Raw genomic sequence first — 13,678 nt, 5'->3', positions numbered from 1 at the left:
CGCCACGATTCTCCCCTCACGCATATATGAAGGCAGGCAAGTCCCGTGGCGAACCGCATCACATCTGAAATCCCGCTGGGCCTGACCTTCGACGACGTTCTGCTGCGTCCCGCGGAATCGAACATCGTGCCCAGCATGGCCGATACCCGCACCCGCATCACACGCGAGATCGCGCTGAACATACCGATCCTGTCGAGCGCGATGGACACGGTGACCGAGGCGGACATGGCCATCGTCATGGCGCAGATGGGCGGCATGGGCGTGCTGCACCGCAACCTCACCATCGAAGAGCAATGCGCCGCCGTGCGGCAGGTGAAGCGCTTTGAAAGCGGCATGGTGGTGAACCCCATCACCATCGACCCCGAGGCGACGCTGGGCGAGGCGCGCGCGATCATGCAGGCGAACCGCATCTCGGGCATCCCGGTGGTCGAGGGATCGGGACGGCTGGTCGGCATATTGACCAACCGCGACGTGCGCTTTGCCGCCAATGACGCACAGCCGGTGAAGGAGTTGATGACCGCGGACGACCTCGCCACCGTCAGCGCCGACATCGGGCAGGAGGAAGCGCGCCGCCTGCTCCACCAGCGCCGGATCGAGAAGCTGCTGGTGGTCGACAATAATTACCACTGCATCGGCCTGATCACGGTGAAGGATATCGAGAAGGCCGTGACCTTCCCCGATAGCACGAAGGACAGCGCGGGCCGCCTGCGCGTGGCCGCCGCCTCGACCGTGGGCGACAAGGGTTTCGCGCGGACCGAGGCGCTGGTCGATGCGGGCGTCGATGTCGTGGTGATCGACACCGCGCATGGCCATAACAAGGACGTCTCCGCCGCGGTCGAGCGGGTGAAGAAGCTGTCGAACAGCGTGCAGGTCATCGCCGGAAACGTCGCCACCGCAGAAGCGACCAAGGCGCTGGTCGGCGCGGGCGCGGACGGGATCAAGGTGGGCATCGGCCCCGGATCGATCTGCACCACGCGCATCGTCGCGGGCGTCGGCGTGCCGCAGCTGACCGCCGTAATGGAAAGCGCCGAGGAAGCGATGAAGAACGACGTGCCGGTCGTCGCCGATGGCGGCATCCGCTCGTCCGGCGATGCGGCCAAGGCGATCGCTGCGGGCGCGTCGACCATCATGGTCGGATCGATGCTGGCCGGGACCGAGGAAGCGCCGGGCGAGACCTTCCTGTACCAGGGGCGCGCCTACAAGAGCTATCGCGGCATGGGCAGCGTGGGCGCGATGGCGCGCGGATCTGCCGACCGCTATTTCCAGCAGGACATCAAGGACCAGATGAAGCTGGTGCCCGAAGGCATCGAGGGTCAGGTCCCCTACAAGGGCCCCGCCAAGGATGTCGTTCACCAGCTGGTCGGCGGCATCAAGGCGGCGATGGGCTATACCGGCTGCGGCGATATTCCGTCGATGCGGCAGAAGGCCGAATTCATCCGCATCACCAATGCGGGGCTTTCGGAAAGCCATGTCCACGACGTCACCATCACCCGCGAGGCCCCCAACTATCAGGGCCGCTGAGGCCGCGATGGGTTTCGAGGCCCGCCTTGCGAAAGCCTTCGGGCTGAACGAGGCGGGGTGGGATCGCCACGCCAATCCGTGGAGCGGGTGGAGCCGCCTGATCACCGGGTGGCCGGTGATCATCGCGGTGGGCTGGAGCAGGCTGTGGATCGGATGGTGGGCGGTGCCGCTGGCGCTGATCGCCGCGTTCTGGCTGTGGCGCAATCCGCTGAGCTTTCCGCCCGCCCGCGATGACAGCCACTGGATGAGCCGCGCCGTGTGGGGCGAGCGGCTGTGGATCTGGCGCGGCGAAAAGGACGGTGGCGGATTGGAAGAGGCCGGTCTGGCGGTGTGGAAATTTCATGGCTGGAACGTGCTGGCCGGGCTGGGCGCGCTGGTCGCCATTTACGGGATCGTGATGTTCGACGTGATCGCCTGTTTCTCTGGCGCGCTGGCCAGTTTCTTTGCCAAGATCGGTTTTGTCGCGCGGTGCGAGACATTGTACCGCCGCGCAGTCGCGGTGCATCCCGAATGGCGGCGCGGGCAATCTAAAGGGGGAGCAGGGGCATGACGCCTGCCGCACGCGTTCAGGCCGCCATCGAACTGCTGGACAGCATCATCACCGCCGCCCGCGAGGGCGGTGCGCCTGCCGACCGCGTGGTGGCCGACGGGCTGCGTGCGCGCCGCTATGCCGGATCGAAAGACCGCCGCGCGATCCGCGAGCTGGTCTATGGCGCGATCCGCGCTTGCGGACCGGTGCCCGATACGGGCCGCGCCGCGATGCTGCGACTGGCCGAGGTGCAGCCCGAACTGGCCGAAGCGTTCGACGGATCCTCCTATGGCCCTGCGGCCATCGGCGCGGATGAGAGCGCAGCGCGAGGCGGGGTCGCACCCGCCTGGCTGGCCGAACGGCTGGCGGCATCGGATATTGCGGGTGAGGAAGCCGAGGCGCTGCTGGACCGTGCGCCGCTCGACATTCGGGTCAATGCGCTGAAGGCCTCGCGCGATGCGCTGGAACTGCCGGTGGCGGGCGAGCCTCTGCTTGCGCCCCATGCGCTGCGCCTGCCTGCGGGCACCCCGGTCGAGGGGTGGGATGCCTATCGGGATGGGCTGATCGAGGTGCAGGACGGCGGGAGCCAGCTGGCCTGCATGGCCGTGGGCGCGCAGCCGGGTGAGACGATCATCGATTTGTGCGCGGGCGCGGGCGGCAAGACGCTGGCGCTGGCCGCCGCGATGCAGAACGCGGGCACGCTGGTCGCCTGCGATACCGACAAGCGGCGGCTGGGCAATCTGCGACCGCGTGCCGACCGGGCTGGCGCGGACATTATCAGCGAGATCCTGCTGAACCCCGGACGCGAGATGGCAGCGCTGGACGCGTGGCGCGGCAAGGCCGATGCGGTGCTGGTCGATGCGCCCTGCAGCGGCACCGGCACATGGCGGCGCAATCCCGAATCGCGCTGGCGGATCAGCCCGCAGGAGATCGAGCGCCTGTCGGCCCTGCAGTTCCGCCTGCTGGAAATTGCCGCTCAATTGCTGCGCCCCGGCGGGCGGATCGTCTATGTGGTCTGTTCGCTGCTGGATGCTGAAGGCGCGGAAGTTTTTGACCGTTTTTCAGCGGCCTATCCGCAATTCCGGGCCGATCCGCCCACGATGTCGGCAGGCCGCGCAAGGGGCAAGGGAGTCCGGCTGACCCCGTATCACGACGGCACGGACGGATTTTTCTTCACGCGTGCGGTCTTGGTCTGATAGCCTTGGGGCCGATGGCTGACGTCCCGGCACAATCCGCCCCTTTGGGCACGGAACAGCACGACCGGGCGACAGTTTGATGACTGCGCCTTCCATCCGGCGCTCCACGCCTACGGAGCTGTTGATGCGTTATTCGCCCCTTGCCCTTGCCCTGTCGCTCGCTGTCGCGGTCACCGCCAGCACCAGCTTTGGGCAGGCGCCGCAAACCGACGATCCGCGCGTCATGGAACTGCTGGCGATGGGCCGCGCGGCGCTGGCGTCGGGCGATGCCGATGCGGCGACCGACCGGTTCGAGGCGGCGCTGGTGCTCGATCCCGGATATGCCTCGACCTATCTGGAGCTGGCCGATGCGGCCCGCGCGCGCGGCATGCAGGGGCAGGCGATCCACTATTACCGCGAGGCGGCGACCCGCGATCCCGGCAATCTGCAGGCCATCGCGGGCGAGGGCGCGGCCATGGCCGAAAAGGGAGCGACCGCCAAGGCGGAGCAGAACCTGGCCAAGCTGCAGAGCCTGTGCGGTTCCGACTGCGCCGAGGCGGCGGAGCTGGCCGCGGTGATCGCGCGCGGCCCGCTGCCCGAAGTGAAATCCGCCGATGCGGGATCGCACGAAGCCATGGGCGCCCCCGGCACGATGGCGGCGACGGAAAAGAACTGAAACGGCAGGCTCTTCAGATGAGGGGGCGGAACTCCGCCAGCACTTCCTCGTACACCGGGCGCTTGAACGGGATGATCAGTTCGGGCAGCAGATCGGGTTCGATCCAGCGATATTCCTGGAACTCTGCCGGATCGTGAGCGGCCAGGTCGATATGCTCGTCCCCGCCGGTAAAGCGCAGCAGGAACCAGCTCTGCCGCTGGCCGATATATTTTCCGCCCCACAATTTGCCGTGCAGATGCGGCGGCAGTTCATAGAACAATTCCTCGCGCGTGGTGGCGAGCAGTTCGACATGCTCGCGCACTATGCCCGTTTCCTCGTGCAATTCGCGGAACGCGGCCTCGCGCATGTCCTCGCCCGGATCGACGCCGCCCTGCGGCATCTGCCACCAGTCGCCTTCCTTGGTGTCGATGCGCTTGCCCACGAACACGCGGCCCGCCTCGTTCACGATCATCATGCCCGCGCAGGGGCGGAACCGGGCCGGGTCGCGGTCGGTCTTGGTGGGGGAAGTCATGGAAAGGAACGGCCTGTGTCTATGAAGGATGACGGTTTTTGCGCGGGGCCCGACAGGGTCTTGCGCAAGGCCACTGATATGGCCCAGCTTGCCGGGATACAAAGTATTTCTCGATTGTAACCCTTGAGCGGCCTACCTAGTTCGAAAACATAAGGGGCGTTTCCCATGCGGCCTGGCTCTCATGTAAGCCGCGCGCATGGCAGGAAGGCCCCACAGGAAGAGTGTACGCGATGGCAGAAACAGGCAATCCCGTGGCGGTGACAGACGCCGTAACCGTCCGCTTTGCCGGAGATTCCGGTGACGGCATGCAGTTGACGGGCGGGCAGTTCACCCTGTCGACCGCGCTGGCGGGCAACGATCTGGCCACTTTCCCCGACTTCCCGGCAGAGATCCGCGCGCCGCAGGGCACTCTTTTCGGCGTGTCGGCGTTCCAGATCAATTTCGGATCGACCGCGATCGAGACCGCGGGCGACGCGCCCGACGTGCTGGTGGCGATGAACCCCGCCGCGCTGAAGGTGAACCTGTCGGCGCTGAAACCCGGCGGGCTGATCATCGCCGACAGCGGCGAGTTCACGCAGCGCAACCTCGACAAGGCGAAATACGACACCAATCCGCTGGAAGACGGCAGCCTCGCCAAATGGGACCTGATGGCCTTTGACATCAGCGCGCAGACGCTTGAGGCGGTGAAGCCCTTCGGCCTTGGCAACAAGGAAGCGCTGCGCTGCAAGAACATGTGGACGCTGGGGCTGGCGCTGTGGATGTTCGACCGTCCGCGCGAACCGATCCACCAATGGCTGAAGCAGAAATTCGCCAAGGCACCCGAACTGGCGGACGCGAATATCGCCGCGCTCGACGCGGGACATGCCTATGGCGAAACGGCGGAGATTTCCGGACCGATCAGGCAGGTCCACGTCGATCCGGTCGAGAGCGAACCGGGGCTCTACCGCACGATCACCGGGGCGGAGAGCGTGTCGCTGGGCCTTGTCGCGGGCGCGCAATTGGCCGAACTGCCGATGTTCTTCGGCGGCTATCCGATCACGCCGGCCAGCGCGATTCTGCATCACCTTGCCCGCCTTCGCGAGTTCGACGTGACCACCTTTCAGGCGGAGGACGAGATCGCCGCGATCTGCGCCGCCATCGGTGCCAGCTATGCGGGCCATCTGGGCGTCACCAGCTCGTCCGGTCCCGGCATTGCGCTCAAGACCGAGGCGATGGGCCTTGCCATCATGACCGAGCTGCCGCTGGTGATCGTCAATTCGCAGCGCGGCGGCCCGTCGACCGGCCTGCCGACCAAGACCGAGCAGTCGGACCTGTATCAGGCGGTCTATGGCCGCAACGGCGATGCGCCCATGCCGGTCGTCGCCGCGCGCAGCCCCGCCGATGCGTTCGAATGCGCGATCGAGGCATGCCGGATCGCGGTGCAGTACATGACCCCGGTGATGCTGCTGACCGACGGCTATATCGCCAATGCGGCCGAGCCGTGGAAGGTGCCCGATCCCGAGACTTTCGAGCCGTTTCCGGTGCAGTTCCTGACTGAAAAGAATGGCGAGCAGTTGCTTCCCTACAAGCGCGACGAGACCGGCAAGCGCCCGTGGATCAAGCCGGGCACTCCCGGCCTGATGCACCGCATCGGCGGGATCGAGAAGGACGCGCTGACGGGCAATATCTCGTACGATCCGGCGAACCACCAGCTGATGACCGATGTGCGCAAGGCCAAGATCGACGGCGTGTCGGTGCCCGATCAGGAGGTGTGCCTCGGCAATGACAGCGGCAGGCTGGTGCTGGTCGGCTGGGGCAGCACATACGGCCCGATCCACCAGGCGGTGCGGCGCGCAAGGAAGCGCGGGCTGGACGTCAGCCACGTGCATGTCCGCCATGTCTGGCCGTTGCCGAAGAACCTTGGCCCGCTGCTGAAGGGTTTCGACAAGGTGCTGGTGCCCGAAATGAACACCGGCCAGTTCAAGACCGTGCTGCGCGACCAGTTCCTTGTCGATGCGCAGCCGCTGACCAAGACCAGCGGACAGCCCTTTGCCATTGCCGAGATCGAGGATGCGATCTGCGATGCGCTGGGCGAACCGCGCCCCGGCCAGATCGGCGGCGAAGTTGCCGTGAACGACACCCAGCTCCCGACGCCAGAGTCGGTCGAGCAGTAAGGACCCGCCCCATGAACGAACTCACCAAGATCGAAACCACGCTCAAGGACTGGGAAACCGATCAGGAAGTGCGCTGGTGCCCCGGCTGCGGCGATTATGCGATCCTGAAGGCGGTGCAGCGCACCCTGCCGCAGATCGGCGCGGATCCGTCGAAGACCGTGTTCGTCAGCGGGATCGGCTGCTCCAGCCGCTTTCCCTATTATGTCGAGAGCTATGGATTCCACACCATCCATGGCCGCGCGCCTGCCTTCGTCACCGGCATCAAGCTGGCCAATCCGGAGCTGGACGTGTGGATGGTGACGGGCGACGGCGACGGCATGTCGATCGGCGGCAACCACACCATGCACCTGCTGCGCCGCAACGTGGATTGCCAGATCCTGCTGTTCAACAACGAGATCTATGGCCTGACCAAGGGGCAATATTCGCCCACCAGCCGCCGCGGCACGACCAGCCCGACCAGCCCCGCCGGCAGCGTCGACCGGCCCGCCAACCCCTGCGCCTTCGCGCTGGGATCAGGCGCGCGTTTCGTGGCGCGCGGCTATGATGTGTCGAAGGATCTGGGCGACGTGCTGGTGGCGGCCCATGCGCACAAGGGCGCGGCCTTTATCGAGATCTTCCAGAACTGCATCGTCTATAACAAGGACGTGTTCGACGATTTCACGCAGAAGAAGGTCGCCGCCGAAACGCAGGTCTGGGCGATCCACGGCGAGCCTCTGGCGTTCGGCGCGGGCAAGGACAAGGTGCCGACCAAGGGTCTGGCCCGTGATGTCGACAACATGACGCTGAAGGTGGTCGATATTGAGGGTGGCGACTGGCAGGCGGCGGGGGTGATGGTCCACGACCAGACCAACCGCAGCCTTGCGCATATGCTGGTCGAGCTGGAATTCGGCCCGTTCCCGATGGTGCTAGGCGTGATCTACGACGATCCGCGTCCCACCTATGACGGCGCCATTGCCGAGCAGATGCAGGCCGCCCGCGCCAAGGGGACAGCCAAGAACCGCGGCGATCTGGCGGCTTTGCTGGCGAAGGGCCAGACCTGGACGGTTTCAGGCACAGCACAGGACCCAATCTGACCCATGTCGATCCTATTTACCCCGTTTACGCTGCGGGGTCTGACGATCCCCAATCGCATCGCCATGGCGCCGATGACGCGCAATTTCTCGCCCAGCGGGGTGCCCGGCGCAGATGTGGCCGAATATTACCGCCGCCGCGCCGAAGGGGGCGTGGGGCTGATTATCTCCGAAGGCACTGTGGTAAACCGGCCCGAGGCGCGCAACGACCAGGGCATTCCCTTCTTCCACGGCAAGGACGCGCTGGCCGGCTGGCACAGGGTGGTCGACGCCGTGCACGGCGAGGGCGGCTTGTTCGCGCCGCAGATCTGGCACACCGGCCTTGTGCGTGAGCAGTTTCCCGACAAGCCCCGTCCCTCCACGCCCGAGGGCCCGTCGGGCCTCTACCGTCCGGGCGAGCCATACGGCCAGGCGATGAGCGAGAAGGACGTCATCGACACCATCGCGGCGTTCGTCGAATCGGCGCGCGCGGCGGCGGACATGGGCTGCGACGCGGTCGAACTGCACGGCGCGCATGGCTATCTGATCGACCAGTTCTTCTGGTCGGGCACCAACCAGCGCAGCGACGGATGGGGCGGCCCGGCGCTGGCCGACCGCACGAAGTTTGCCGCCGAAATCGTCAGCGCCGTGCGCGAGGCGATCGGCGACACGCCGCTGATCCTGCGCATCAGCCAGTGGAACCAGCAGGACTATACCCGCCGTCTGGCCCCGACACCCAGCGAGCTGGAAGCATGGACCCGCCCGCTGATCGATGCAGGCGCGGACATGCTGCATTGCTCGCAGCGCCGGTACTGGGAGCCGGAATTCCCCGAGATCGATGGCGAGAACGGGCTGAACTTCGCGGGCTGGGTCAAGAAGCTGACCGGCGTTCCGACCATGAGCGTCGGTTCGGTCGGCCTGTCGAAGGATTTCTTCGGCGCATTCAAGGATCAGACGACCGAGACAAGCACTGATCTCGGCCAGCTGGAACGCCGGATGGAAGCGGGCGAATTCGACATGATTGCGGTAGGCCGCGCGCTGATCGCCAATCCCGATTGGGCGCGCAAGGTGCGCGATGGCAGGCTGGGCGATCTGGACGGCTATCGCTCGGAAATGCTGGGGGAATTGGCCTGAATTCGCCCGATTCGGACAAATTTTGAACAAAATTGGCCTCAGCCTGTTGGTTTTATGAACGGTGCCGAAACGGCGCCCATACCAACAGGAGGACAGCTCATGAAAAATCTTATGCTTACGACGCTCGCCAGCGCCGCCGCCCTCAGCCTTGCCGCATGCGGCAGCGAGGATGTCGAGAACACCCCGGTCGACGATATCGACGAGCTGGTGGACAATGACGTGAACGAAGTCGGCTATCCGGTCGCGGGCGAGCTCAACCCCGATCAGCAGACCGCCTATGACGCCATGGACCGCGATGCCATGAGCGAAGAATACGACATGAATTACGACGCCATCCGCACCGAGCGGGTTGCCAATGCCGACATCGACGCAGGCAGCATGGATGCCTCCGGTTCGATGAGCGCATCGGGCAGCGATGGCGGTTCGATGGACGGCGATTCCATGGACGCAAGCTCCATGGCGAGCGCGAACGGGTCGGGCACCATGACCATGCCGCCGCGCAGCGAAATGGATTTCGACTGGCTGGACCGCAATGACGACGGCAAGCTGTCGGTCGCCGAATATGCGATCTGGTCGCTGCCGACCAACCCGATGGAGCCTGCGCCGAACGATGCGAAGAAGCCCTATCTGACATCCGAGCAGATCAACGAGGCGGGCGAGAATTTCTTCTATTTCGACCAGGACGGTTCGACCTATCTGTCGCCGGACGAATTCGCGATGGCGCGCAATTCCGCGATGACGCCTTCGTAATTTTACACTCGGACTGAACGGTCCGATCCGACCGGCGGCGCTTCCCCAAAGGGCAGCGCCGCCGTTTTGTTTGGACGGCGTATTGCCGCGGGCAGCGGTGCTTGCCATCAAGCGGCGATGGACAATCTGACGCACGGCCTTGTGGGCGCATTGATCGGGCAGGCGGGGCTGAAGCGCAGAACCGGGCTGGCTATGCCCGCGCTGATCTTTGGCGCGAACCTGCCCGATATCGACGCGGGCTGCGTCATATGGGGGACCCAGAGCCTTGCCATGCGGCGGGGGCTGACGCACGGGCCTTTCGCGCTGGTGCTGCTGCCGCTGGCGCTGGCGGCGTTCCTGTGGTGGTTCGACCGCTGGCAGGCGCGGCGCGGCACGCGGCCCGATACGCGGCTGCCGGTGCGTTTCGGCTGGCTGTTCGCCTTGGCATTCATCGCCTGCCTGACCCATCCGGCTCTCGACTGGATGAATGTCTATGGCATCCGTTTTCTGGAGCCATTCTCGCACCGCTGGTTCCACGGCGACGTGCTGTTCATCATCGACGTCTGGCTGTGGGCAATGATGGGGCTGGGCGTGTGGCTGTCGCTGCGGCGCGAGAAGCGCGGCGGGGACTGGCGCGCGCCTGCGCGGGCGGCGATCGCGGGGGCGCTCGCCTATATCGGGGTGAATGCGGGGATCACGGCCATGGCCGAGGGGCGATACTACGGCGTCCGCGAAGTCATCGCCATTCCGCCGCCGCTCGCCTTCTGGGATCGCGGAGCCGCTGTCCGGTCGCTGGACGGCGAGTGGTCGCTGGCGGGATGGGATGTAGCGGACGCCGACCGCTGCCGCCTGCCCGATCCCCGCATCGCCAGCGCGGACCGTCCCGATGTCGCGGCTTTCCTGTTCTGGAGCCAGGCCCCCTTTGCCCTGCGGCGCGAGGAAGGCGGCACGGCAATCTATGACGCGCGCTTCTTCTTTGGCCCCTCACGCGGGAACTTCATGGTGGAATTGCCCGAAATGCCGTGCACGCCTCTGGCCGCCGAATAGGAACCGCACCCTGCAAAACGCCGTTCACCCCCTATGACCGCCCCGCACATCGTATGGCTGCGCCGCGACCTGCGCCTTGCCGACCAGCCCGCCCTCTATGCCGCCGCCCAGGAAGGGCCGGTGATCTGCGTCTATGTCCTCGACGACGAAGGGGCGGGAAACCGCGCAATGGGCGGTGCCTCGCGCTGGTGGCTGCATCATTCGCTGCAGGCGATGGATCGCGAACTGGGCAAGCATCAGGGGAAACTGATCCTGCGGCGCGGAAATGCGGCGGACGAGATTGCGAAGCTGGCCGAAGAAACCGGCGCGGCCGCCGTTCACGCCATCCGCCATTACGAACCGTGGTGGAGGAAGGCGCAGGGCAGGCTGGCCGACCGGCTCGACCTCAAGCTGTATGACGGCAATTATCTGCTGCCGCCCGGCACGGTCACGACCGGGTCGGGCGACCCTTACAAGATCTACACCCCCTTCGCGAAATCGGCGCGGCAATGCCTGCCCCAGCGCGAAGTGCTGGACGCGCCCAGCCTGACGAACCCCGATGAATGGCCGGATTCGGACGATCTGGACGGTTGGAACCTGCTGCCGACCAAGCCGGACTGGGCCAGCGGTTTTCGCGACGCGTGGGAGGTCGGCGAAACCGCAGCAATGGCGCAGCTGGAGGATTTCGCGGACCGGGTGAAGGATTACGAGGACGACCGCAACCGGCCCTCCATCGATGGATCCTCGCGCCTGTCGCCGCATCTGCACCACGGCGAGATCTCGCCGATGCAGGTCTGGGACCGGCTAACCCGCCACACGGGCGAGGGGGCCGAGACGTTTCGCGGCGAATTGCTGTGGCGCGACTATACGCAGAACGTGATCTGCCAGTTCCCCGCCTATCCTTCGGAAAGCTATCGCGACCTGGGCGGCGAGAAATTGTGGCGCAATCCCAATCGCGGCCATGTCATCGCCGAGGATCTGGAGGCATGGCAGCAGGGTCGGACCGGCTATCCCATCGTCGATGCGGGCATGCGGCAGCTGTGGCAGATCGGCTGGATGCACAACCGCGTGCGGATGATCGCGGCCAGCTTCCTTATCAAGCATCTGCTGATCGACTGGCGGCATGGCGAGCAATGGTTCTGGGACTGCCTTGTCGATGCCGATTACGGCAATAATGGCGTGAACTGGCAATGGGTCGCGGGCACCGGGGTCGATTCCAACATGTTCCCGCGCATCATGGCCCCGCTGTCGCAGTCGGAGAAATTCGACGCGGGCGATTATATCCGCGAATTCGTGCCCGAGCTGGCCGATCTGCCCGACGACCAGATCCACGACCCCGACGACAAGCATCGCCCCGATGACTATCCCGCCAAGATCATCGGCCACCGCGAGGCGCGCGAACGGGCGTTGTCGGCCTATCGCGAAGCCAAGGGGGAATAAGCCGGGCCCGCAGCTTGCCCGCTGCAATCTGGCTGCATATCTCTGTTTTCATGGAGAGACGGGGACTGCATCTGACCGAAGCGGCTGGCGAGGCGCGGGATTCGACCGGCCTGCTGGCGCGCATGATTTCAGGCGGGCAGGCACGGATCCTGCAGCGCATCGACCGGGGGCTTGCGACCGGTTCGATCACCGCCCGCCTGCCGGGCGGCGAGACGCGCGTGCTGGGCGGCAAGCGCAAGGGTTTCGACGCCGAGATCCATGTTCAGGACTGGCGCTGCATCTTCCGGCTGGCGACGGGCGGGTCGGTCGGCTGGTACCGCGCGTGGGAAAAGGGCGAATGGTCCAGCCCCGATGCGGTCAAGATCTTCGCGCTGTTCATCGCCAATGCCGACACGCTGGGCAATGCCGGGCGGGCGAAGGGGCCGTGGCGATTGATCTCGCGCCTGTATCACCGGATGCGGCGCAATACGAAGGCAGGATCGCGCCAGAACATCGCGGCGCATTACGATCTGGGCAATGATTTCTACACCCCGTGGCTGGGCGGGACGATGGCCTATTCCAGCGCGGTGTGGAGCGATGCGCTGACGCTGGACGCGGCGCAGCAGGCCAAGATGCTGGCGATGGCCAACCGCATAGAGGGTGCGCCCGGTCCCGGCGTGCTGGAAATCGGCTGCGGCTGGGGCGCGCTGTCGGCGCTGCTCGCCCAGCGCGGGCACGAGGTGGAGGCGATCAGCCTGTCGGAAGAGCAGCTTACCTATGCGCGGCAAGCTGCCCCCGATGTCGAGTTTCGCAAGCAGGATTATCGCGATGTCGACGGGCGATACGACGCCATCGTCAGTGTCGAGATGGTGGAGGCGCTGGGCCGGGAATACTGGCCTGCGTTCATGGATTGCATCGCGCATAATCTGAAGGCGGGCGGGCGCGCGGCGATTCAGTTCATCTCGATCCGCGACGAATTGTTCGACCATTATGCCCGCAGCGCCGATTTCATCCAGACCTATATCTTCCCCGGCGGCATGCTGATCCGCACCAGCGAATTCCGGCGGCTGGCCGAGGCGCGCGGACTGGAATGGCGGGACGAGGTGCGCTTCGGGCAGGATTACGCGCGCACACTGGCCGACTGGCGGCTGCGTTTCGACCGCGCGGTGGAGCAGGGGCGCCTGCCAGCCGGGTTCGACGAGGCGTTCACCCGGCTATGGCAATTCTATCTGATGTATTGCGAGGGCGGATTTCGCGGCGGCGGGATCGACGTTCATCAGGTGACCCTGGTCAAACCCGCCTGATCAAAAGGGGCGATCGTCCCGCCGGGCGAGGAATGAACCCGGCGGAACGAAACCTTTTCACACTACGCTGCGCTGCACGGCCCCTTCGCGGTAGCGCGAGACGATGTCGTCATAGATCACCGGGCTGAGCAGGTTCTGGAACGCGCAGCCGACAAGGTTGCTCTGCCACCAGATCACCTCGCACTGCAGCGCCTCGAGTCCCGGCAGCTTGAGCCAGCACAGCGACCCGATCGCGAGGCGATTGACGCATTGCGCGGAAAAACCGCCCAGCGACAGATCGTTCACGATGGTCGAAAAGCCATGCCCGCCCGTAGGCCGCAGCGAGGCCGGAACCGCCACGCGCAGGCGCGGCGAGGAGCGATCCTCTTGCGCGGCCGCGTAATAGCGGTCGGTCGTGTTGTAGCGATCCCTTGTTCTGTAATCGGTCATGCCCGCTGTCCTTCTGGCACAAG

General features: G+C 65.7%; 13 protein-coding genes. 11 read left to right on the top strand and 2 right to left on the bottom strand.

What is annotated here, in order from left to right; all coding sequences use genetic code 11:
- Positions 1-45 precede the first annotated feature (45 nt).
- The 4 genes from guaB (at position 46) to AC4FIJ_RS09695 (ending at position 3,901) form a co-directional block, all read left to right on the top strand.
- Positions 46-1,521: an IMP dehydrogenase gene (gene guaB / locus AC4FIJ_RS09710; RefSeq protein ID WP_490336521.1), complete on the top strand. Its 1,476-nt coding sequence runs from the start codon at positions 46-48 to the stop codon at positions 1,519-1,521.
- Positions 1,522-1,528: 7 nt separating this feature from the next.
- On the top strand, positions 1,529-2,071 hold the full coding sequence (locus AC4FIJ_RS09705; RefSeq protein ID WP_490336520.1) for a DUF6653 family protein: 543 nt from the start codon (positions 1,529-1,531) through the stop codon (positions 2,069-2,071).
- Positions 2,068-3,246, top strand: coding sequence for an RsmB/NOP family class I SAM-dependent RNA methyltransferase (locus tag AC4FIJ_RS09700; RefSeq protein WP_490336519.1), 1,179 nt, complete (start codon positions 2,068-2,070; stop codon positions 3,244-3,246). The genes AC4FIJ_RS09705 and AC4FIJ_RS09700 overlap by 4 nt, the downstream gene beginning before the upstream one ends.
- 124 nt (positions 3,247-3,370) lie before the next feature.
- Positions 3,371-3,901, top strand: coding sequence for a tetratricopeptide repeat protein (locus AC4FIJ_RS09695; protein WP_490336518.1), 531 nt, complete (start codon positions 3,371-3,373; stop codon positions 3,899-3,901).
- A gap of 13 nt (positions 3,902-3,914) precedes the next feature.
- On the opposite strand, the gene AC4FIJ_RS09690 is transcribed toward AC4FIJ_RS09695, so the two are convergent.
- Complete coding sequence (locus tag AC4FIJ_RS09690) at positions 3,915-4,412, bottom strand: RNA pyrophosphohydrolase (RefSeq protein ID WP_490336517.1); 498 nt, start codon at positions 4,410-4,412, stop codon at positions 3,915-3,917.
- A 230-nt stretch (positions 4,413-4,642) separates the two neighbouring features.
- Between AC4FIJ_RS09690 and AC4FIJ_RS09685 the strand changes: the two genes are divergently transcribed.
- The 7 genes from AC4FIJ_RS09685 to AC4FIJ_RS09655 all read left to right on the top strand — a co-directional run bounded on the left by AC4FIJ_RS09685 (position 4,643) and on the right by AC4FIJ_RS09655 (position 13,226).
- The gene (locus AC4FIJ_RS09685; protein ID WP_490336516.1) at positions 4,643-6,565 is read left to right on the top strand and encodes a 2-oxoacid:acceptor oxidoreductase subunit alpha; all 1,923 of its coding nucleotides are present in this window, start codon (positions 4,643-4,645) and stop codon (positions 6,563-6,565) included.
- Positions 6,566-6,576: 11 nt separating this feature from the next.
- A complete protein-coding gene (locus AC4FIJ_RS09680) occupies positions 6,577-7,638 on the top strand; it encodes a 2-oxoacid:ferredoxin oxidoreductase subunit beta (protein ID WP_490336515.1) in 1,062 nt (353 codons plus the stop codon).
- Positions 7,639-7,641: 3 nt separating this feature from the next.
- A complete protein-coding gene (locus AC4FIJ_RS09675) occupies positions 7,642-8,748 on the top strand; it encodes an NADH:flavin oxidoreductase (protein ID WP_490336514.1) in 1,107 nt (368 codons plus the stop codon).
- 99 nt (positions 8,749-8,847) lie between these two features.
- The gene (locus AC4FIJ_RS09670) at positions 8,848-9,498 is read left to right on the top strand and encodes a hypothetical protein (RefSeq protein WP_490336513.1); all 651 of its coding nucleotides are present in this window, start codon (positions 8,848-8,850) and stop codon (positions 9,496-9,498) included.
- 117 nt (positions 9,499-9,615) lie between these two features.
- Complete coding sequence (locus tag AC4FIJ_RS09665; protein ID WP_490336512.1) at positions 9,616-10,524, top strand: metal-dependent hydrolase; 909 nt, start codon at positions 9,616-9,618, stop codon at positions 10,522-10,524.
- A gap of 33 nt (positions 10,525-10,557) precedes the next feature.
- Positions 10,558-11,943 (top strand): cryptochrome/photolyase family protein, encoded by a 1,386-nt coding sequence (locus tag AC4FIJ_RS09660; protein WP_490336511.1) that lies wholly within the window; start codon positions 10,558-10,560, stop codon positions 11,941-11,943.
- Between the two features lie 50 nt (positions 11,944-11,993).
- A complete protein-coding gene (locus AC4FIJ_RS09655; protein ID WP_490336510.1) occupies positions 11,994-13,226 on the top strand; it encodes a class I SAM-dependent methyltransferase in 1,233 nt (410 codons plus the stop codon).
- A gap of 57 nt (positions 13,227-13,283) precedes the next feature.
- On the opposite strand, the gene AC4FIJ_RS09650 is transcribed toward AC4FIJ_RS09655, so the two are convergent.
- Entirely contained in the window at positions 13,284-13,655 is a 372-nt protein-coding gene (locus AC4FIJ_RS09650) for a PilZ domain-containing protein (RefSeq protein ID WP_490336509.1), read from the bottom strand.
- Between the last annotated feature and the right edge of the window lie 23 nt (positions 13,656-13,678).

The sequence above is a fragment of the Croceicoccus sp. genome (assembly GCF_983967925.1).
Note: the sequence above shows the minus strand (reverse complement) of the source record. Positions and strands in the feature narration are given on the sequence as shown.

Excerpts from the sequence above, each read along its gene's own strand:
- AC4FIJ_RS09705 (WP_490336520.1), top strand. The coding sequence starts at position 1,529 with ATGGGTTTCGAGGCCCGCCTTGCGAAAGCCTTCGGGCTGAACGAGGCG.
- AC4FIJ_RS09700 (WP_490336519.1), top strand. The coding sequence starts at position 2,068 with ATGACGCCTGCCGCACGCGTTCAGGCCGCCATCGAACTGCTGGACAGC.
- AC4FIJ_RS09695 (WP_490336518.1), top strand. The coding sequence starts at position 3,371 with ATGCGTTATTCGCCCCTTGCCCTTGCCCTGTCGCTCGCTGTCGCGGTC.
- AC4FIJ_RS09690 (WP_490336517.1), bottom strand. The coding sequence starts at position 4,412 with ATGACTTCCCCCACCAAGACCGACCGCGACCCGGCCCGGTTCCGCCCC.
- AC4FIJ_RS09685 (WP_490336516.1), top strand. The coding sequence starts at position 4,643 with ATGGCAGAAACAGGCAATCCCGTGGCGGTGACAGACGCCGTAACCGTC.
- AC4FIJ_RS09680 (WP_490336515.1), top strand. The coding sequence starts at position 6,577 with ATGAACGAACTCACCAAGATCGAAACCACGCTCAAGGACTGGGAAACC.
- AC4FIJ_RS09675 (WP_490336514.1), top strand. The coding sequence starts at position 7,642 with ATGTCGATCCTATTTACCCCGTTTACGCTGCGGGGTCTGACGATCCCC.
- AC4FIJ_RS09670 (WP_490336513.1), top strand. The coding sequence starts at position 8,848 with ATGAAAAATCTTATGCTTACGACGCTCGCCAGCGCCGCCGCCCTCAGC.
- AC4FIJ_RS09665 (WP_490336512.1), top strand. The coding sequence starts at position 9,616 with ATGGACAATCTGACGCACGGCCTTGTGGGCGCATTGATCGGGCAGGCG.
- AC4FIJ_RS09660 (WP_490336511.1), top strand. The coding sequence starts at position 10,558 with ATGACCGCCCCGCACATCGTATGGCTGCGCCGCGACCTGCGCCTTGCC.
- AC4FIJ_RS09655 (WP_490336510.1), top strand. The coding sequence starts at position 11,994 with ATGGAGAGACGGGGACTGCATCTGACCGAAGCGGCTGGCGAGGCGCGG.
- AC4FIJ_RS09650 (WP_490336509.1), bottom strand. The coding sequence starts at position 13,655 with ATGACCGATTACAGAACAAGGGATCGCTACAACACGACCGACCGCTAT.